Source organism: Tautonia sociabilis, from assembly GCF_003977685.1.
In the GTDB taxonomy this organism is placed as follows: Bacteria; Planctomycetota; Planctomycetia; order Isosphaerales; family Isosphaeraceae; genus Tautonia; species Tautonia sociabilis.
The window spans coordinates 1-18,321 of record NZ_RYZH01000057.1; the positions used below are offsets into that span (position 1 = coordinate 1).

General features: G+C 72.0%; 17 protein-coding genes and 1 tRNA gene. 13 read left to right on the top strand and 5 right to left on the bottom strand.

What is annotated here, in order from left to right; all coding sequences use genetic code 11:
* Window positions 1-240 precede the first annotated feature (240 nt).
* Window positions 241-777, bottom strand: a complete 537-nt coding sequence (hpt, locus tag TsocGM_RS21640) for a hypoxanthine phosphoribosyltransferase (RefSeq protein WP_126727550.1) — start codon at window positions 775-777, stop codon at window positions 241-243.
* A 208-nt stretch (window positions 778-985) separates the two neighbouring features.
* Window positions 986-1,663 carry a hypothetical protein gene (locus TsocGM_RS21645; RefSeq protein WP_126727551.1) on the bottom strand — a complete coding sequence of 226 codons (678 nt, stop codon included), beginning with the start codon at window positions 1,661-1,663 and terminating at the stop codon, window positions 986-988.
* A 703-nt stretch (window positions 1,664-2,366) separates the two neighbouring features.
* Here TsocGM_RS21645 and TsocGM_RS21650 point away from each other — a divergent pair.
* From TsocGM_RS21650 to TsocGM_RS21670, 5 genes are all read left to right on the top strand, one after another.
* Window positions 2,367-2,981, top strand: coding sequence for an RNA polymerase sigma factor (locus TsocGM_RS21650; RefSeq protein WP_126727552.1), 615 nt, complete (start codon window positions 2,367-2,369; stop codon window positions 2,979-2,981).
* 752 nt (window positions 2,982-3,733) lie between these two features.
* Window positions 3,734-4,354, top strand: coding sequence for a hypothetical protein (locus tag TsocGM_RS21655; protein ID WP_126727553.1), 621 nt, complete (start codon window positions 3,734-3,736; stop codon window positions 4,352-4,354).
* Between the two features lie 3 nt (window positions 4,355-4,357).
* Window positions 4,358-4,921, top strand: a complete 564-nt coding sequence (locus TsocGM_RS21660) for a hypothetical protein (RefSeq protein WP_233579092.1) — start codon at window positions 4,358-4,360, stop codon at window positions 4,919-4,921.
* Window positions 4,922-5,090: 169 nt separating this feature from the next.
* On the top strand, window positions 5,091-5,969 hold the full coding sequence (larE, locus tag TsocGM_RS21665; RefSeq protein ID WP_126727555.1) for an ATP-dependent sacrificial sulfur transferase LarE: 879 nt from the start codon (window positions 5,091-5,093) through the stop codon (window positions 5,967-5,969).
* 63 nt (window positions 5,970-6,032) lie between these two features.
* Window positions 6,033-6,533, top strand: a complete 501-nt coding sequence (locus tag TsocGM_RS21670) for a hypothetical protein (RefSeq protein WP_126727556.1) — start codon at window positions 6,033-6,035, stop codon at window positions 6,531-6,533.
* Window positions 6,534-6,638: 105 nt separating this feature from the next.
* On the opposite strand, the gene TsocGM_RS21675 is transcribed toward TsocGM_RS21670, so the two are convergent.
* The 3 genes from TsocGM_RS21675 to glgC form a co-directional block, all read right to left on the bottom strand.
* Window positions 6,639-6,848, bottom strand: coding sequence for a hypothetical protein (locus TsocGM_RS21675; RefSeq protein ID WP_126727557.1), 210 nt, complete (start codon window positions 6,846-6,848; stop codon window positions 6,639-6,641).
* Window positions 6,849-6,922: 74 nt separating this feature from the next.
* Window positions 6,923-8,074 (bottom strand): DUF1559 domain-containing protein, encoded by a 1,152-nt coding sequence (locus TsocGM_RS21680; protein ID WP_233579094.1) that lies wholly within the window; start codon window positions 8,072-8,074, stop codon window positions 6,923-6,925.
* 265 nt (window positions 8,075-8,339) lie between these two features.
* A complete protein-coding gene (gene glgC, locus TsocGM_RS21685; RefSeq protein WP_391732977.1) occupies window positions 8,340-9,575 on the bottom strand; it encodes a glucose-1-phosphate adenylyltransferase in 1,236 nt (411 codons plus the stop codon).
* 180 nt (window positions 9,576-9,755) lie between these two features.
* On the opposite strand from glgC, the gene TsocGM_RS21690 reads away from it, so the two are divergent.
* From TsocGM_RS21690 to TsocGM_RS21725, 8 genes are all read left to right on the top strand, one after another.
* On the top strand, window positions 9,756-10,616 hold the full coding sequence (locus tag TsocGM_RS21690) for a DUF5131 family protein (RefSeq protein ID WP_126727560.1): 861 nt from the start codon (window positions 9,756-9,758) through the stop codon (window positions 10,614-10,616).
* 105 nt (window positions 10,617-10,721) lie between these two features.
* Entirely contained in the window at window positions 10,722-11,759 is a 1,038-nt protein-coding gene (locus TsocGM_RS21695; protein WP_126727561.1) for an alpha/beta hydrolase family esterase, read from the top strand.
* Window positions 11,756-12,211, top strand: coding sequence for a hypothetical protein (locus TsocGM_RS21700; RefSeq protein ID WP_126727562.1), 456 nt, complete (start codon window positions 11,756-11,758; stop codon window positions 12,209-12,211). The genes TsocGM_RS21695 and TsocGM_RS21700 overlap by 4 nt, the downstream gene beginning before the upstream one ends.
* Window positions 12,212-12,416: 205 nt before the next feature.
* Window positions 12,417-14,132, top strand: a complete 1,716-nt coding sequence (locus tag TsocGM_RS21705; protein WP_126727563.1) for an alkaline phosphatase — start codon at window positions 12,417-12,419, stop codon at window positions 14,130-14,132.
* A gap of 983 nt (window positions 14,133-15,115) precedes the next feature.
* Window positions 15,116-16,957, top strand: a complete 1,842-nt coding sequence (locus tag TsocGM_RS21710) for a M2 family metallopeptidase (RefSeq protein ID WP_126727564.1) — start codon at window positions 15,116-15,118, stop codon at window positions 16,955-16,957.
* Between the two features lie 96 nt (window positions 16,958-17,053).
* Window positions 17,054-17,127 (top strand) — tRNA-Arg (locus TsocGM_RS21715).
* A 204-nt stretch (window positions 17,128-17,331) separates the two neighbouring features.
* A complete protein-coding gene (locus TsocGM_RS21720) occupies window positions 17,332-17,646 on the top strand; it encodes a hypothetical protein (protein ID WP_126727565.1) in 315 nt (104 codons plus the stop codon).
* Between the two features lie 129 nt (window positions 17,647-17,775).
* Window positions 17,776-18,231: a hypothetical protein gene (locus TsocGM_RS21725; protein ID WP_126727566.1), complete on the top strand. Its 456-nt coding sequence runs from the start codon at window positions 17,776-17,778 to the stop codon at window positions 18,229-18,231.
* The last annotated feature ends 90 nt before the right edge of the window (window positions 18,232-18,321 follow it).

Sequence of the window (18,321 nt, forward strand, 5' to 3'; positions counted from 1 at the left end):
GGCGGGGGGGGGGAGCCCGGGCCGGGCGATCGGCCGGGAGGCGGCGAGCCCATTCAGGGTAGGCCCGCCCGGCCGGCAGTCAAGGGCACGCGGGCTCCTGGTCGGCGGGGCCGGCTCCTGGAGTCCCGGCGCGGGGGGCCTGGGCGCGATGCGCGCCGGGCGATCGGCCGAGCTCGGCGAGCCGAAGTGCGGCCGATCCGTCCCGAGTGCTCGGTCCCGGGTCCTCGATGGTCAGCGGGGTCAGCCCTCGGAGCGAGGAGCGGCCCGCCCCGGGTCGAGCACGGCGATGTGGGGCAGGTGGCGGTAGTCGTCGTCGTAGTCCAGGCCGTAGCCGACGACGAAGGCGTCGGGGATCTCGAAGCCGACGTAGTCGGGCTCCATCGCCACCTCCTGCCGGCCGAGCTTGCGCAGGAGGACGGCCGTGCGGACGCTCAGCGCTCCGCGGTCGAGCAGGTGGGGGGCCAGTGCCGAGAGGGTGTGGCCGGTGTCGAAGATGTCGTCCAGCAGCAGCACGTGCCGGCCGCCGACGTCGGGGGCGAGCGCCTCGTTGATCAGGAGCGTGCCCCGCTCGGTGGTCGCCCCCTTGTAGCTGCTCGCCTGCACGAGGCCGACCCGGTGGGGCAGGTGGATGCGTCGGATCAGGTCGGCCAGCAGGATCAGGCTGCCGGTGAGCACGGCCACGATCGTCAGCGGCAGGCCCTGATAATCGGCGTCGATTTGCCGGCCCAGCTCGCCGACCCGGGCCAGGATCTTTTCCTCGCTGATCAGGACCTCCACGCCGCCTCCCCCCCGCTTCGCGTCGCTTCCCTCGGATCCGGGGCGCCCCCGGGCCGTTTCATGGTGCCCGGGGCTGGCCTCGATGCCAAGAGGGAGGCATGGGGAGGCCGGGGAGTCCGGCCCCGTCCCGTCCCCGGGTGCCTCGGGCGGCCGGCCCGCCGGGGGCACCCGGTTTCTCTTGCTCCGCTCGAAAGCGTGTGGGGTCGGCTCAGCAAAAGGCCCGGCTCGGGAGGCGGCGACGAGCCAGGGCCAGGGCGCCGAAGCCGATCACCGACCAGAGCAGCAGGGCGCCGGGCTCGGGGATCGGCGTGCCCGGGTCGCCGCCGGGGATCGGGTCGGAACCGGGGTCGGTCGGGGCCCCGTCCCCCAGGACTTCCAGGGTCAGGCCGTCGATGGCCGACTTGAGCAGGTAGGCCAGGGAGCCCTGGGCCAGGTCGAGCTCGAAGTCGAAGGTGCCGCCGGGTTCGAGCCGGCCGACTCGGTTGCCGGCGTCGTCGACCAGCGGCAAAAACGGCACGGCGCCGGCGGCGGCATTGGGGTCGGGCTCGTAGCCGAAGAGCAGGAACATGCGCTCCAGGTCGGTGTCGGCCGGGTCGTCGGTCAGGAGCACATAGGAGGAGGAGACGTCGATCCCGACCGAACTCGGCAGCGCCTTCATCGGGCTGCCCTCGATCGGGGAACCGTCGGGGTTGGTGCCGATGACCGGGGGCAGGATCGTTCCCTTCGGCACCGAGGTGAAATACATCTCCGACACCGGGGCGTCGGTGGTGTTCTTGAGCCGGAAGGCCACCATGTCGGCGGCGGGAGACGGCTCGGGAGCCCCGACGGTGGCGAGCAGGGCGACGACGCCGAGGACGGCCGGCGGACCGATCGGGCGACGAGACATGGGCGCGATCCCTCCTGGATTCCTTGGGTGTGGTCGGGCCGATCCGCTGGGATTCGATTCGAGTCGAGTCGATTCGCTTCGGTTTGGTTCGAGGCGATCCGGGCGGACTCGGGCCGGGCGCCCGGCCTCCCCTCGGCGGGAGGAGACAGCGGCTCGTCCCGCCTCGGGCGGGGCGTCGCGTCGCGGTCAAAGGGGGCCGGCTCAGAGGAGGGAGGGGACGCGGCGACGGTTGGGGGGACGAACTCGGGGCGCGACGGGCGCGATTGGCCTGGGTGCGACTGCCGGGCGGATCGGCGTCCGCTCACGGGTGGGCGTACTTTCTCCCCGATCGCGGAATCGGTCAAGGGCAATGGCGCGAATGCCGATGCTCCTCGGTGAGGGCGGCCCGCCTCCCCCAGGGCGGGGCCGACCGCAGGAGGCGCTCCCCCCGTCGGCGGATGCCGAGCCGCGACCCGACCCGACCGGACCGGATCCGACCCGACCGCATCGACCCCCCGACCCTCCTCCTCGCATGCACTTGCCCCGACGATCGGACGGGATCGCCCCCCTCCCCCGGCGCGCTGGGAGCATGGGGGCATTCGTGGGTCCCCTCGGGCCGCCCCTAGCGGCCGAGGCCGAGCCCGCTCGCGGCCCCTCGCCGACGGCCGGGCCATCGAATAAGCTGGCGCGGGTGGCGTCGAATCGGGCGAGGACCATCCGCACCATGACCGACCCCCGCAGCGGCGTCGTCGAGGCGCCCGACGAAGCCCTGGTCGAGCTGGCCCGGGGAGGCGACCCGGAGGCCCGCGAGGAACTCTTCCGGCGCGGCCGGGATGTCGCGTATCGGGTGGCCTTCCGCCTGCTCGGCAACGCCGAGGACGCGATGGACGCCGTGCAGGACGGCTTCATCAAGGCCTTCCGCCACCTCGACGCCTTCGACGGCCGCAGCGCCTTCCGCACCTGGCTCTTGCGGATTGTCACCAACGCCGCCCACGACCTCGGCCGGCGCAAGGGCCGCCGCCCCGCTCTCCGCCTGGCCGACCTCGACCTCGACCCCGACAACCCCGGCGGCCCCGGCCCCTCGGCCATCGCGCCCAGCGTCGAGCACGACCCCGGCCGGAACCTCCAGTTGGACGACCTCCGCCGCGCCATCGACGAGGCCCTCGCCCGGCTCAGCCCGGCGATCCGAGAGTCGTTCGTCCTCTTCGCCGAGGCCGGCCTGAGCTACAAGGAGATCGCCGAGGCCCAGGGAATTCCCATCGGCACCGTCATGAGCCGCCTGCATTCCGCCCGGCAGAAGCTTCAGGCCGCGCTGGAGGGAATCGACGAGCTCCCCTGACGCTCCCGATCTCCGACGGGTGAACCAACCCACGGCGACCCCCCGGCGACGAGACGCGGCCGAGGGCCGTCGTCCCGTCCTCGGGGAAGCAATCCGCTCGGTTCGCGATGTCGAGCTTCACCTCGGGCTCGTCGTCCTCGGCGGCAGGCTTTCAGCAGGATCGCCACGTGGGAGCCCCCCCTCCTCCGGCAGTCGGACGCGGCGGAGCCGATCGACGGAGCAGGCCCCGCCGTCGCGTTCCCGGATGTCCAGGCGATCCTTCGGCCACGTTTCGGGAGGAACCTTCTTCTTCTCCTTCTCTGCCTTCTCCGGGGCGCGTCGTGCGCGGGGCCAATCCGGGCCGTCGCCGACCGGGACGCGATCAACCGACACCCCGGACGATCGTCGGACGCCCGCCCAGATTACCCCATCCCCCCGATCCCGTCAAAGCCCCGCCTGTGACGGCCGGGCCGGATCGCTCGGGCCTCACCGGGTGGTCGATCGGGGAGCAACGACAGAATAATCCGAACACCCCAGGCGTCGAAATTGCTGAGCGGACCATGCCGTTCCCGACGATCGAGAGGGAGAGACGCCGCGGCCCGAGCCGTCGGACGTCGGCTACCTAGCGTCGGAACTCCTGGCGAGATCACAGCCTTGGTCCCCGGAGGCCGGCTCCGGGAGGCTGTCAGGTACCGCCCGCACCGGCCCCTGGCTCGATCCGCCCGATGGCGGGTCGAGCGCCCGATTTTCCGGAAACCCGACCCGAGTTGACGATGCGTTGCCGAGACGTTTCCCGAGCGATTGCCGCCCCCAACGGCGAAGGCTCGACCGCCGAGCTGGAGGCCCACCTGGCCGCCTGCCCCCGGTGCTCGCGGCTGGCCTCGGAGGCCCTCCGGTTCGATCGGCTCTGGGAGGCGACCCGACCGGCCCCGCCCCCCCCGACGTCCTGGGACGCCGCCTGGGCCCGCATCGAACGGGAGGTGGCCGCCCCCTGCCTTGCCTCCGAGCCGGTCGCGCCCGGCCGGCCGACGGTCGCCCGGGTTCCCCTCCGGCTGTTCTCCGCCGGCGCCCTGGTCGCCGCCGCGGCGGCCGTGCTGGTCGCGCTGAACCCGCCCGAGCCGGCTCCGAGGATGGTGGACCAGGCCGGCGCGATCCAGCGGGAGTTCGAGGTCCCGGTCGGCCACACGGTGCTCTATCACGTCGATTCCGGCCAGCGCCAGGTGATCCAGGTCCACGAGCCCCCCGCCGACGATTCGCTGACCTTCTTCGACCGCTACGAGGCCGGCATGGACGCGGTCGACTACTTCGTCCTGTTCAACCTCGTCGAGGCCCTGCCCGAGCTGATGGCCTCGGCCCACGATGGATCGGCTAACCCCTTCGGTCCCCTGCCCTAGGCGATGATGAACCGAGCCGACCGCCCCCCCCTGCTCTCCCGGCTGCTGCCGAGCCGGGCCCGGTGGCACGTGCTGGCCCTGCTGGTCGTCGTCTCGGCGATCCTACCGACCGTGCTGATCGACCGCAGCCTCGGACAGCCTCGACAGGGCGGCGAGGCCGCGATCGGCTCCCTGGCCGACGCCTCCCCCGACCGCGACGTCGCCATCTTCGGCCTGCGCGCCGAGCCGGGCTCCAATCGCCTCGATCCGCTCCTGTCCACCTACGCCGCCCCGCTCCGCAGGCTCCTGCCCGACCACGGCCTGACCCTGCTGGGATCGGCCAGCCGCCGCCTCTCCGCCCATCAGTCCCTCCGCTGCGACCTGGGAGACGGCCGCGTCCTGAAGGTCACGCTCAAGGACCCCCTCGACGACGGCAAGGTCCACCTCTGCGTCCAGCTCCTCTCCCCCGACCGCCCCGAGCCCGTCTTCCTCACCCAGGTCCGCACCCCCGCCGGCCAGCTTGTCTTCCTCGACAAGTCCGAGCCCGGCTCCGACGCCAAGCTGCTCATCGGCGTCGGCGCCCGTTGAGTCGCGGCCGACGGTTCGGCCACACGTCGGCGGTGGCAACCGGCCTCGGCCGGCCGTCCCGCTTGAGCGGGCCTGGTCGGGCTCGCCATAATGGATGGGGAAGGTCGCCCGGTGGGATGCCCTTCCGGGCGGAGAGACGGCGAAGCGACCCATGCCGCGGAGGCTCCCCATGAGCGACTGGAACGACCCGGAGCTGATCGCCATGCGAGACCGCCTCCTCGCGGCGCTGCGCGGCTACGGGAGGGTCGCGGTCGCCTTCTCGGGGGGGATCGACAGCACGGTCGTCGCCCAGGCGGCCTACCTGGCGATCGGCGACGACGCCGTGGCGGTCACGGCGGTTTCCGACAGCCTGGCCGAAGGGGAGCTCGAAGAGGCGGAGGCGCTGGCCAGGCGGATCGGCATCCGCCACCGGGTGATCCGCACCAACGAGTTCGCCGACCCGAACTACCTGCGCAACAACTCCGACCGCTGCTACTTCTGCAAGAGCGAGCTGTACGGCCGCCTCGCCCGGCTCCGGCACGAGCTGGGGGTCGACGCGATCGCCTCGGGGGCCAACCTCGACGACCGAGGCGACCACCGCCCCGGCATGAAGGCGGCGGCCGAGAACGGCGTGGTCCACCCGCTGCTCGAATGCGAGCTGTCCAAGGCCGACGTCCGCAAGCTCGCCTTCGCCTGGGGCCTGCCCACCTGGGACAAGCCGGCCACCCCCTGCCTCTCCAGCCGGATCGCCTACGGCGAGGAGGTCACCCCCGAGCGGACCCGGATGATCGACCGGGCCGAGCAGTGGCTCCGCTCCCGGGGGCTCCGGGTGGTCCGAGTCCGCTACCACAAGGGGGATCTGGCCCGGGTCGAGGTGCCGATCGACGAGCTGCCGGCCCTCGCCTCGGCCGAGGTCCGCTCGGAGCTGGTCCGCACCTTCAAGGAGATCGGCTTCAAGTTCGTCACCCTCGACCTGGAAGGGTTCCGATCGGGGAGCAATAACGTGCTCATCCCCGCCGAGAACCTGATGCGCGGCCTCGTCGTCCCGGCCCCCGCCCCGGGCCGCTGAGCGGATTCGAGCTGAGCGGATTCGACCCGACCCGACCCGACCCGACGCGAAGGGCCTCGATCGATGGCGAAGGCCACCTGCCGATGCGGCCAGCCGCTCACCGTGCCCGACGACCGCGAGAGCCGGGTCGTCTGCCCGAGCTGCGGGGCGAAGGTCCGGGTCAAGGCCCCGGGCCCCGAGGCGGGAGACGGCTTCCTCCGCTTCGCCTGCCCCTGCGGACGGCGGCTCAAGGTGCCGTCCGACCGCCCGCCGACGCACGGCAAGTGCCCCGACTGCGGGCGGATCGTCCCCGTGCCGAACCTCGGCGGCGCTCCCGAGCAGCGCACCGACGAGTTGCTCGTCGAGGAGTCCCAGTACCTGGAGCAATGGGCCGCCGATCACCGCCGCCGCGGCAGCCGGGTGCCCGTCAACGTCCCCCCGGGCCCCGACGCCCCCCCGCAGCACCCCCAGCCCCGGGACGAGCGCGTCGAGGCCGGCCTCCGCCTCTGCCCCCGCTGCGCCCGCCCCGTCCACCTCGGCTCCGAGGTCTGCCGGCACTGCGGCACCTCGGTCCCGAGGCGATGAGCAGCGCCCAGAGGGTGGACGGCGGCGGGGCCTCGGCCTCGCGATCGCGGACGGCAGGCGAGGGTCGACCCGACCCCCGCCTCCCCCACCGGGCGGGTCCTCGGCTCAACGGCCCTGGGATCGGGCGGTCTCGGCGGCGGACTGCTGGAAGGCCGCCTCGGCCTGCTTGACCTCGTCGGGCCACTCCTCCTGGATGACGACGCCTTCGGCCCCCTCGAGCGGGACGGCCTCGCCGGCCGAGGGGGAGGAGCCCCCGCAGCCGGCCACGACGAGGGCCGGGACGCCCATCATGGCGAGAAATGCGCGCGTTTTCATGAAGAGTTCCTCTCGGCTGGTGGCCGGGTTGGGGGGCCCGGCGGGTTGGGGCCGGGCCCGGCTGCCGGTTGGGCTCAGTACTGGTCGGCGCTGACGACCTCGCCGCCAGCCCGGGTGCCGAGGGCCCACCAGGTTTGCGGGGCGACCGAGTCCTTGACGAAGTGGACCGAACCGTCGGCGAAGGCCACGTTCACGCCGCCGGGGTGGTTGCTGTTGGGCGGGGCGCTGCCGAGCGGGGCGACGTAGTAGCCGGCGTAGGGGCTGTTGGTGTCCATGCTGGCCGGCTCGCCGGGGTTGGTGCAGTTCATCTGGTTCGGCGTGCCGAAGTGGTTGTACGAAGTGATCACGAGCCAGATCGGGAAGGTGGCGGCCCACATCTGGCCGGGGCCACCCCCGAACCGGGTTCCCTGGCTGCCGGGGATGCTCTGGCAGGCCTGGACGAAGGTCAGCGCCCCCTGGGCGTTGGACGGGTAGGAAACCCCCTGGGGAGATCGGAAGGTGCCGCGTCTGGCCTCGGCGCTGGCCCGGGTGAAGTTCGAGGTGCCGATGCCGATGAGCCGCTCGCTGATCAGGCCGGTGTTCGAGGTGCCGTCCCGGATCGAGGCGATGGTGACCGGGCCCCACTTCGCCCCCGGATAGTAGCAGTTGGACGACGGGCACATCATGAAGTTCTTCGTCGGCACGATCGTCCCGCTGGCGGTCGCGATGACGCCGGGTCCGCCGTAGTTGCCCATGTAGTTGGTCATGCCATAATAGGTGCCGTTCATGCCGGTGGCGCGCAGCGGCTGCCAGGTGTCCTCGGAGGGGCACTGGAGGATGTTCAGGTTGGCGGTTGTGACGGTCGAGTTCGCCCAGCCGCCGAAGCCGGTTCCCATCAGGTCGACGTTGAAGTTCAGGGCGTTGAAGAACGGCTGCGCCTCGGTGTACTGCAGCAGCGGGGGGATCCAGCTCATGGGCAGCAGCGTCTGCGTGGTGACGCTCGGGTTCATCGAGTGCGGCGGGACGACGCCATTGGTGCTTTCGTAATTCATGACCGCCAGGGCGAGCTGCTTGAGGTTGTTGGTGCACTGGGCGCGCCGGGCGGCCTCCCGGGCGCTCTGCACGGCGGGCAGCAGCAGGGCGATGAGCACGCCGATGATGGCGATGACCACCAGCAGCTCGATCAGCGTGAATCCGTTCCGGCTCGCCCGGCGATGCGCGGCGGGGACGATGTGCGGAGTAGACACTGGGGTTTCTCTGGGAGCGGGTGAAGAGGCCGGCGTCCGAGGGGGCGCAAGCGGCCTCGGCGGAAGGCGTGAGAACCCTTCCGACAGTCGTCCTGCGATCCGTCGGTAGGAGAGGCCCGGCGCGGGGGTCGGGCGGGGTGACGCGGGGGGCGGCCGCATCGGGGATGCGGCCGCTTCCCATACGTACTTCTGATCCTATCAACACAACGACAGCGCGCCCAGACGCGCCGACGAATTTCTTCATCGACCGCGACGCGAGGGGCGGTTAGCCGATTGGCGAGGCGAAGCGCCCGAGGTCCTCGTCCTTGGGGACGACGGTGATGCCTCCCTCGGAGACGGTCAGCCCTCGGGAGCGGTCGAGGGCCGGGTCGGTGCCGATCTCCAGGCCGGGGGGGATGCGGACGTGCTTGTCGATGATCGCGTTGCGGACCCGGGCGTGGCGGCCGACCTCGACGCCCTCGAAGAGGATCGAGTCCTCCACGGTGGCGAAGCTGTTGATCCGCACCCCGGGCGAGAGCAGGCTGCGGTGCACCTGGCCGCCGGAGACGATCGAGCCGTTGCAGACGATCGAGTTGTAGGCGGCGCCGACCCGGTTGCCCTCGGCGTGCACGAACTTCGGCGGCGGCAGCGAGGGCTGGTAGGTGTGGATCGGCCAGCTCGGGTCGTAGAGGTTCAGGAACGGGTCGAGCTGGATGAGGTCCATGTTGGCCTGGTAGAAGGCGTCGAGCGTGCCGACGTCGCGCCAGTAGGCGGCGGCCTTGCGGTTCTCGTCGCGGAAGGGGTAGGCGAAGACCCGGTGGGTGGCGAGCATCGGCGGGATGATGTCCTTGCCGAAGTCGTGCCGGCTGCCGGAGCGCTGGGCGTCTTCCAGCAGCAGTTCGAACATGACGCGGGTCTTGAACACGTAGATGCCCATGGAGGCCAGCGCCAGATCCGGGTGGCCGGGCATGGGGTCGGGCTCGGCGGGCTTCTCGCGGAAGTCGTAGACGCGCTGGTGGTCGTCGACGTACATGACGCCGAAGTGGCGGGCCTCGGGCCGGGGGACGGGCAGGCAGGCGATGGTCAGGTCCGCGTCTCGGCGGCGGTGCTCGGCGATCATCGCCGCGTAGTTCATCTTGTAGATGTGGTCGCCGGCCAGGATGATCGTGTCTCGGGACTGCTCGCGCTCGATCCGGAAGATGTTCTGGTAGATGGCGTCGGCGGTGCCGGCGTACCAGGCCTCGCCGATGCGCTGCTCGGGGGGGAGGACCTCGACGAACTCGCCGAGGTTGGGGGTGAGGAACTTCCAGGCCTGGTCGATGTGGCGGTTGAGGCTGAAGGACTTGTACTGCGGCAGGATGAGGATCTTGCGCAGGTCGGAGTTGATGCAGTTGGACAGCGTGAAGTCGATGATCCGGTAGACGCCGCCGAACGGCACGGCCGGCTTGGCCCGGTCCCGGGTCAGGGGTTCCAGTCGCGTCCCCTTGCCCCCGGCGAGCACGATGGCGATGACGTCCTTCATCATGTCCCGGCCGATCCCCCCTGGTGATCGATCGCGACGGCGATCGTCGGCGTCGCCCGCGCCGGCGCGCCCCGAGTCCCCATTCTGCCCCACGTCCCGGGCCGAACCAAGGGGTCGCCCCGGCTGGCCGGCCCCCGGTATGCTCCGGGGCGTTTCCGCCACCCCGGGGCCTTGCCGACCATGAGCGACCGCACCGCCATCGAGTGGGCCGACGCCAGCTGGAACCCCGTCCGGGGCTGCACCAAGGTCAGCCCCGGCTGCGCCCACTGCTACGCCGAGACCTTCGCCGAGCGTTTCCGGGGGGTTCCCGGCCATCCGTACGAGCAGGGGTTCGACCTCCGCTGGATCCCCGAGAAGCTGGCCGAGCCGCTTCGCTGGCCGGGGCCTCGCATGGTCTTCGTCAACTCCATGAGCGACCTGTTCCACGAGGACATCCCGCTCGACGCCATCCGCCGCGTCGTCGACGTCATGCTCCTGGCCGACTGGCACACCTATCAGGTCCTCACCAAGCGCTCCGGCCGCCTGCTCGACCTGCTCTCCGGCCCCTTGCGCGACGCCGCCGGGGCCGGGCACATCTGGTGGGGAGTCAGCGTGGAGAACCGCCGCCACGGCCTCCCCCGCGTCGAGCACCTCCGAGCCTCCCCGGCCGCCGTTCGCTTCCTCTCCGTCGAGCCCCTCCTGGAGGACCTCGGCCCGATCGACCTGGCTGGCATCTCCTGGGTCATCGTCGGCGGCGAGAGCGGCCCCGGCGCCCGGCCGATGCTCCCCGACTGGGTCCGCTCGCTCCGGGACCGCTGCTCCTCGTCGGGCACCGCCTTCTTCTTCAAGCAATGGGGGGGCACCCGAAAGGCCAGGGCCGGCCGGATGCTCGACGGCCGCACCCACGACGAGATCCCGCCGCGTCTGCCCCGGCCGGCCCCGGACCGTTCCCGGCGCCGGGAGCTGATCGAGGCGATCGGGAGCCCGTCGTCGGCCCCGGGCGAGGGCGATTCCGGTGGATTCTGGGTGCACGGATCGGGCGGGTCATTCCGAAGAGGATAAGGAGGCGTAGGCAAGTCCGGGCGAAGCGGCTAGACTGCCGAGGGGACCGGGCTGGCCGGGAGATGACGACGGAATCGAGGGATCCCGACGGGAGCGCGACCAAGGATGACCGCGCCACCGCCGATCGGCGAGCGGACTCGAGTCTTCGGTCTGATCGCCCTGCTCTTCCTGGCGCTCGCCGTCCGCCGGGCGGAGGAGCGCGGGGTGATGGCCCAGGGTGCGGGGGCCGGTCCCTCCTCGGGGGCCGGCTCGGGCCGGTTCGTCGGCTCGATCGAGGCGGAGGGGTTCCGGTGGCCCTACGTCGTCCACGTCCCGCCGCAGTATGACGAGGGGCCCCCCCTTCCCCTGCTGCTGCTTCTGCACGGCTCGTCGGGATCGGGCCTCCGCTTTCTGGAGGACGCCGGCTGGGCCGAGCTGGCCGACCGAGAGGGGGTGATCGTCCTCGCTCCCGACGCCCTGCCGCTGCGGCCGGCCGGGGCGCCCAACCGGGCGCTGAACCCCCGGATCTGGAACAGCGGCCAGCACCCGGACGACCGGCCGAGGAGCCAGATCGACGACCTGGCCGCCCTCGATGCCCTGCTGACCGAGGTCCAGCAGCGGTGGAAGGTCGATCCGGCTCGGATCTACGCCGCCGGGCACTCCAACGGCGGGGCGATGGCGCTGCGGCTCGGCGCCGAGCGGTCGGGGGTCTTCGCGGCGGTGGCCTCGGTGGCGGGCCTGCGCTACGTTGAGCCTCCCGAGGGGGCCCGGGCCGTCCCGATCCTGGCGATCTTCGGCGGGGCCGACCCGCTGCTGCCGACCGAGGGAGGGCTGTCGGTCCTGCCCTGGGAGGTCCGACGCACGCCGGAGCTCCTGCCCGAGGTGAGGCGCTGGGCCAATGGCCTGGGATGCCCTCCGGTTCAGATCGACTTCGAGCACCAGGGCACCGTCCACTCCTTCTCCTTCCCTCCCGGCCGTGATGGCGCGACCGTCCGGTTCCTGGTGCTCGATGGCCACGGGCACGCCTGGCCGGGAGGCCAGCCGACCCCGGGAGAGGTGCTCCTGGTCGGCCCCCGGACCGACGCGATCGACGCCACCGAGGTCATCTGGGACTTCCTCTCGTCCTGGAGGCGGCCCGACGCACCGGGGTCCTCCTCGCCATGACCGGAGAGAACCCCGACGAGGCCCCGACCGGCGACCTCTCTGCTTCGAGAGGGACGCCGGAGGCCGGCCGTCGGTCCCGGGGCATCGGCCGCCTGGGCGTTGCCGGCGGCCTGGCGCTGGCGGTGCTCGTCGGGGCGATCGCCGAGGGGCAAACGGCCCGAAGGCCGGACGAGGAGGCCCCCGGGCTGGCGGCGACGCTGGCGGTTGCCCTGGCGGTCGGGCTCCTGACCGCCCGTCGGGCGGCGAACCTGGGGGGGATCGGCTGGCTCGCGCTGCTGCTGCTGGTCCCGGTGATCCCGTACCTGCTCCTCTTCTGCTGCCTCGCCTTCCCGAAGGGCTGGGCCGATCACCGGAGGCTCGACCCGCCGGCCTGGGTGCTGACGGGCCTGGTGCTCGGGATGCTGGCCCTGGCGGTGGCGGCGCTGGTGCGCTCGACGATCCTGCCGCGCTGAGCCGGGCCGGGAGCCGTTCTCGGCGGGCTCCGGGTGTGCTACCCTGGGGACCCCGCCGGCGGGCCGCCGCGTCCGGGCCGACGCCGATGCCGACGCCGCCGACCCGACCCGGCCCGACTCGACTGGACTTGGCCTGGCCCGAACCGACTCGGCCTAGCCCGGCCCGGCCCGATGGGTCGACCTCCCCCCCTCCCGGAGCCTCCCGATGCCCCGCGTTTCGATCCGACGCCGAGCCGCCGTGGTCCTCGGCCTGGCCGCGATCATCCCCGGCTCGGCCGCCCCGGCCGACGACCCGATCAAGGTCCTGCAGGCCGAGGCGATCGCCACCAAGGACACCCGGGCCGATCGCCCCTACCACTTCGGCTCCCAGGGACCCGGCGACGTCTTCTCCAACCACGCCAGCCACACCAACCGCCTGGTGCCGGTCATCACCCTGGGCCGGCCGGTGGACCTGGCCAGCATCACCGGCGAGAACAGCCTCTACCGAGACGCCGAGCGGCTGGAACTCACCTACGGCCGGCTCCCGGCGAACACGCTGAACCCCCAGGCCGAGTACGGCGACCAGTCCGACCTGTATCGCCTCCAGAAGCGGGCGGTCGAGCGCGGGGCCAAGCACCTGTTCGTCGTGCTCTTCGACGGCATGGATTGGCCGACGTTGGAAGCCGCCGCGATCGTCAAGAGCGGCGACGAGGGGGTCTGTCGCGCCTTCCGAGTGCCCGACCTCGGCCCCGAGTTCTCCGGAGACGGCACGCTGGCCGTCGGCTCGGTCGTCACCAGCCCGACCCACGCCGAGGGGATCACCGACGTCGACCGCCAGACCGTCTCCTTCCCCCCCGACGTGCTCCAGGGGGGCTACGACCCCCGCTTCGCCGGCCAGAACCCCTGGGACGCCCCCGAGCTGGACGCCCCCGGCTACCTCCGAGGCCAGTCGGCCACTCCGGCGGAGCGGGAGCGCGTCCGCCAGCTGGGCGGCGAGCTCCACGCCTACACCGACAGCGCCGCCAGCGCCGCCGAGATCGCCTCGGGCGTCAAGAGCTACAACGACTCGATCAACGTCGGCCCCGACGGCTCGTTCCTCACCCCGCTGTTCCACGACCTCCAGCGCCAGGGCTGGAAGGTCGGCACCGTCTCCAGCGTGCCGTTCAACCACGCCTCTCCCGCGGCCATGTACGCCCGGAACGTCCACCGGGACGACTACCAGGACCTGGCCCGAGACATGCTCGGCCTGCGGAGCATCGCCGTCGATCGCGGCGCCCCGGAGGTGCCCGGCCTCGACGTGGTGATCGGCACCGGCTTCGGCGACAGCCAGGCGGCCGACGCCGAGCGGCTCCGACGCGCCCAGGGAGCCAACGCCGTCTCCGGCAACCGGTACCTCGCCGACGCCGACCTCCAGGCGATCGACTCCCGGAACGGCGGCTCGTACGTCGTCGCCCTCCGCACCGAGGGCCGCAACGGCGACGAGGTGCTCGCCGAGGCCGCCCGCCAGGCGGTCGACCAGGGCCTGCGCCTCTTCGGCTTCTTCGGCACGTCCTTTGGCCATCTGCCCTTTCAGACGGCCGACGGGGCCTACGATCCCGCCCCCGGCCTCTCCGGCCGGGCCGAGGAGTACTCCGCCGCCGACATCGCCGAGAACCCCACCCTCGCCGAGATGACCGAGGCCGCCCTCGCCGTGCTCGGCGCCGAGCCCGGCCGCCCCTTCGCCCTGTTCCTGGAGGCCGGCGACGTGGACTGGGCCCTGCACGACAACAACCTCGACAACGCCATCGGCGCCGTCTTCTCCGGCGAGGCCGCCATCCGGACGCTCATCTCCTGGGTCGAGGCCAACAGCTCCTGGGACGAGTCCGCCCTGATCATCACCGCCGACCACGGCCACTACCTCGTCCTGGACGACCCCTCCGCGCTGGTGCCCGGCGACCGCTGACCCCCTCCCCCATCGGCCCCCGCCTCCTCCCCGCCCCCTGCCCTCCCCCCGATGCGACTCCCCCTCGGGGACGAGGCTCCGGGGCGGTGCGCCGGCGGGTACGCCCCGGGACGCCTCGCCCCGCCTTCGCCGCGAGGCAGCCTCCATTGCTGTAAGTTCTCTGCTCTTTGGTCGTTCTGGTGTTGTCCTTCCGGGCCGGAGGCCCTCGCCAATGGGTTCGCTCCGCCTCCAGGCACACCGGGAGGAACGCCGCGCCAGCGGCGGACATGCCGGGTGATTGCCGACGGGAATCCGGATGCTCCTGGCGGCTGGCCCTCCCGAGCCCGGGGCCGATCGGAGCCCCGGGCTCGGCTCCTCCGACCGGCGTTCTCGGATCGCGGACTCCTCGCATCCTGGGGAGGCCGGGGGCTCCCGATCGCCACGCCCCGAGACGGCGGTCGGTGCGCTGCGGTGCGCTGCGGCTCGCCGGGGTCGCCTGGGCGGTTGGTTTAGTCTAACATCTTGTGTGATTTTGGATTGCGATGAAGAACGTCCCCAGGCGTCGGCCCCGAGATTGGGTTCGTTCCGTGACCGGGAACGCGGGGACGGAGCGCCGGGTGGAGGGCCGATCGGGAGGGCATTCGGTCGGAACGACTCGAACGGGTTGCCAAGGATCGGAGGAGGGGGAAGAGGGGCCGCTTCTGGGAAGGCGGGGCCCTTGACCAGAGAATCGCCCTCCGGGCGGCGTGCGGTCACAGGTTCCGGGGTCGGGCCGAGGGAGGACGATCGGGGGAGGCAGGCGTCCGGGGACGCAGGGCGCAGCAATCCGATCGGGGAGCGGGTACAACTCGGGAGAGCCGACGGCGAGAGGCCGGAGGGTCGCCCGCTCGGGGGCGATCGGCCCGTCCTGGCCCGGCCTGGCCTGGCCTGGCCTGGGACCAGAAGGCCGTCGGCAGCGTTCTGGTTGATCGAGCCTGCCTCCGGATCCGAGGGAGCCCCCAGCGATGGAGCCAACCCGAACCGATCGTCGCACGGTCCTCCGCCTGGCCCTGCTCGCGGCGAGCGGCGGGCCGATGACGCTGGCCAGGGCGGTGCGGGCCGGGCAGGAGTCGGCGCAGGAGGCGGCGGACGCCTTCCTCTCCCGGTATGTCGCCGGCTGGCTGCCGCTGGACACGGCGGCCTCGGAGGCGGCCTGGGCCGCGATGACCGACGTGAGCGAGGAGCACACCCGGCAGCAGGTCGAGGCGACCCTGGCCGTCTCCCGGTTCGTCGGCGACCCGGAGGTGATCGCCACCGCCCGGGCCCTGCTGGAGCGGGCCGACGCGCTGGACGAGCTGACCGTCCGCCAGCTCCGCCGGGTGATCCTCCGCGCCGCCGAGGCCCCCGGCACCATCCCCGAGGTCGTCGAGCGTCGGGCCGAGGCCGAGGCGAGCCAGTCGGCCCTCCAGGACGGCTTCGTCTACCCGATCGACGACCCGAAACGCCCCGGAGAGCGCATCTCGGCCAACGGGATCGACCGGGTGCTCGTCGAGTCGGACGACCTGGGGGAGCGGCTGGCGGTCTGGACGGCCTCGAAGACGATCGGCGCGCCGCTGCGCGACGGCCTGCTGCGGCTCAGGGACCTGCGGAACTCGGTCGCGAGGGAGCTGGGCTTCGACGACTTCTTCGCGCTCCAGGTGGCCGACTACGGCATCTCCGTCGACCAGATGATCGCCCTGTGCGACGGCTTCGTCGCCACGGTGAAGCCGCTGTACGAGCAGCTCCACACCTGGGCGAAGTACCGGCTGGCCGAGCGCTTCGGGGTCGATCCTCCTGAGGGGAAGATCCCGGCGCACTGGCTGCCGAACCGCTGGGGGCAGCTCTGGCCGGGGCTGGTCGAGGGGATCGACCTGGACGCCCCGTTCCGCGGGAAGCCCCCGGAGTTCATCACCGAGCAGGCCGAGCGGTTCTACGTCTCGATCGGCTTCCCCGCGCTGCCCCGGTCGTTCCACGAGAAGTCCGACCTGTACCCCGTCCCCCCAGGATCGAGCCGGAAGAAGAACAGCCACGCCAGCGCCTGGCACATCAACCTGGAGGACGATGTGCGGAGCCTGATGTCGATCGAGCCCGACGCCCGCTGGTTCAACACGGCGCACCATGAGCTTGGTCATATTTATTATTATATTTCGTACTCTCGGCCGGAAGTGCCCCACCTGCTCCGAGAAGGAGCCAACCGGGCCTTCCACGAGGGGATCGGCGACCTGATCGGCCTGGCGGCCGGACAGCGGCCGTACCTGAAGCAGGTCGGCCTGCTGACCCCCGAGGCCGAGCGGGCCGACCCGGTGAGGTTCCTGCTCGACTCGGCGCTCGACGGCGCCTCGATCGTCTTCATCCCCTGGTCGGCCGGCGTGATGACCCACTGGGAGCGCGCCTTCTACGCCGGGACCATCCCCGACCACGCCCTGAACGCCTCCTGGTGGGAGATGGCCGGCCGATTCCAGGGGATCGCCCCCCCCTCCCCCCGGCCGGAGACGACCTGCGACCCGGCCACCAAGACGCATATCAACGACGACCCGGCCCAGTACTACGACTACGCCATCGGCACCGTCATCAAGTTCCAGCTCCACGACCACATCGCCCGGACGATCCTGAAGCAGGACCCCCGCGAGTGCAACTACTACGGCAACACCGAGGTCGGCGCCTTCCTCCGCTCGATCCTCGAGCTGGGCGCCACCCGCGACTGGAACGCCGTCCTCCAGGAGGCGACCGGCTCCGGCCTCTCGGCCGACGCCATGATGAGCTACTTCGCTCCCCTGTCCGACTGGCTCCAGGACCAGAACGCCGGCCGTCCCATCGGCTGGTCCTGACAACCCCCACCCGCCTCCCCACCTTCCCCGCGATCGCTTCCCCCGGTTGACCATTGACAACCACGCCGCCGTCGGAAAAATAGGAGAGACATCCGGGTGCCCGTAGCTCAATTGGATAGAGCGTTAGCCTCCGGAGCTAAAGGTTGCAGGTTCAAGTCCTGCCGGGCATACTGCAAGGGGGTCGCTGACGGGGGTGTCAGCGACCCTTTTTCATTTGTCAGCATTGAAGTCGCGTCGAGACTGCTTCTGGGGACCGTTCGCGGCGGACGGGTGGCTGGGATCGTGTCGACCCCAGTTGGGGAGGTTCGCGACGCTGGGGGCGAATCGGCAAGCCCGCCGAGGTTTGGGCCGGGCGGGTCGGGAAGCTGGGGCGGTTGGTCGAGGGGTTGGTCCTTCATCGGGGGCGGGAGGCCTGGGCGGCGGCGGTTTCGGCGGCCGGGCTGGCGGCGGCCTCGGGGCGGTGGCGGCCGGCTCGGGTGCGGGCGCCGCTGGCGGGGATCCGGGTGCCGGGGCGGATGCTCGGGTCGATCCGGCGGCGGCTGGCCGAGGCGGCCCGGGTCGATCGGATCGGCGGGTGGGACGGCCGGTTCTTCTTCCGGGAGGGGGTGGCCTGGGCGCCGCTGCTGGTGCTGGCGATCCTGGCCGCGCTGGTGCTGGGGAGGGCGGCGGGGAGGCGGGGCGGGGGATGAGGGGTTTCCAGACGCTTGGGGAAGCGCGGGTCCGGAGCGTTGCGGGGCGGAGGCATTGGCGATACCGTAACGGGTCGATCCGACTGCGATCGTCCCCCATCCCTTCTGTCATGCCCCTCCGGAGGCCCCATGTCGACGCCGACCGAACACCCCGATCCGAATCCCTCCGCGACTCCGCAACCCGACCCGACCCCGGCCGCCCCGGCCGCTCCGGCCGGCAAGCCGAAGGCGAAGGTCTCGCCCACCCGGAACGCGATCTCGCTGGTCCTGCTGATCGTCCTGGTGGTGATCGGAGGGCTGGAGCTGCTGGCGCTCTTCCAGTTCAACGGGGCGGTGGACAAGCTGGACCAGGCCCTCGAGGCCAACGAGCAGGACTTGCTGCCCCGGACCACGGTCGAGGAGATCCTCGGCAAGGAGCCCGACGGCCCGCTGCAGGACGCGGAGATCGGGACGCAGTCAACGACCTACACCTGGCGGGGCGCCCTCCGCCACCACAAGCTGACGGCCTATTACTCCCGGGGAGAGTCTCCGGGCCTGGTCAAGTACGAGATCGGCGACGCCGAGGCCGAGACTCCGACCGACTGAGGCCGGCCGGATCGCTCCGGAGGCGGGTCGCTGGTGGAAGTGAAGTCGCCGGGGCGGGCGAGGCGAACCGCACCGAGCCGCACCGAGTCC

What these genes read in the sequence shown, in the direction of transcription:
- TsocGM_RS21695 (WP_126727561.1), top strand. Translation starts at nt 10,722, where the DNA reads ATGACCGCGCCACCGCCGATCGGCGAGCGGACTCGAGTCTTCGGTCTG.
- TsocGM_RS21725 (WP_126727566.1), top strand. Translation starts at nt 17,776, where the DNA reads ATGTCGACGCCGACCGAACACCCCGATCCGAATCCCTCCGCGACTCCG.
- TsocGM_RS21690 (WP_126727560.1), top strand. Translation starts at nt 9,756, where the DNA reads ATGAGCGACCGCACCGCCATCGAGTGGGCCGACGCCAGCTGGAACCCC.
- TsocGM_RS21660 (WP_233579092.1), top strand. Translation starts at nt 4,358, where the DNA reads ATGATGAACCGAGCCGACCGCCCCCCCCTGCTCTCCCGGCTGCTGCCG.
- TsocGM_RS21650 (WP_126727552.1), top strand. Translation starts at nt 2,367, where the DNA reads ATGACCGACCCCCGCAGCGGCGTCGTCGAGGCGCCCGACGAAGCCCTG.
- TsocGM_RS21655 (WP_126727553.1), top strand. Translation starts at nt 3,734, where the DNA reads ATGCGTTGCCGAGACGTTTCCCGAGCGATTGCCGCCCCCAACGGCGAA.
- TsocGM_RS21700 (WP_126727562.1), top strand. Translation starts at nt 11,756, where the DNA reads ATGACCGGAGAGAACCCCGACGAGGCCCCGACCGGCGACCTCTCTGCT.
- TsocGM_RS21645 (WP_126727551.1), bottom strand. Translation starts at nt 1,663, where the DNA reads ATGTCTCGTCGCCCGATCGGTCCGCCGGCCGTCCTCGGCGTCGTCGCC.
- TsocGM_RS21710 (WP_126727564.1), top strand. Translation starts at nt 15,116, where the DNA reads ATGGAGCCAACCCGAACCGATCGTCGCACGGTCCTCCGCCTGGCCCTG.
- TsocGM_RS21705 (WP_126727563.1), top strand. Translation starts at nt 12,417, where the DNA reads ATGCCCCGCGTTTCGATCCGACGCCGAGCCGCCGTGGTCCTCGGCCTG.
- TsocGM_RS21670 (WP_126727556.1), top strand. Translation starts at nt 6,033, where the DNA reads ATGGCGAAGGCCACCTGCCGATGCGGCCAGCCGCTCACCGTGCCCGAC.
- larE (WP_126727555.1), top strand. Translation starts at nt 5,091, where the DNA reads ATGAGCGACTGGAACGACCCGGAGCTGATCGCCATGCGAGACCGCCTC.
- TsocGM_RS21675 (WP_126727557.1), bottom strand. Translation starts at nt 6,848, where the DNA reads ATGAAAACGCGCGCATTTCTCGCCATGATGGGCGTCCCGGCCCTCGTC.
- glgC (WP_391732977.1), bottom strand. Translation starts at nt 9,575, where the DNA reads ATGAAGGACGTCATCGCCATCGTGCTCGCCGGGGGCAAGGGGACGCGA.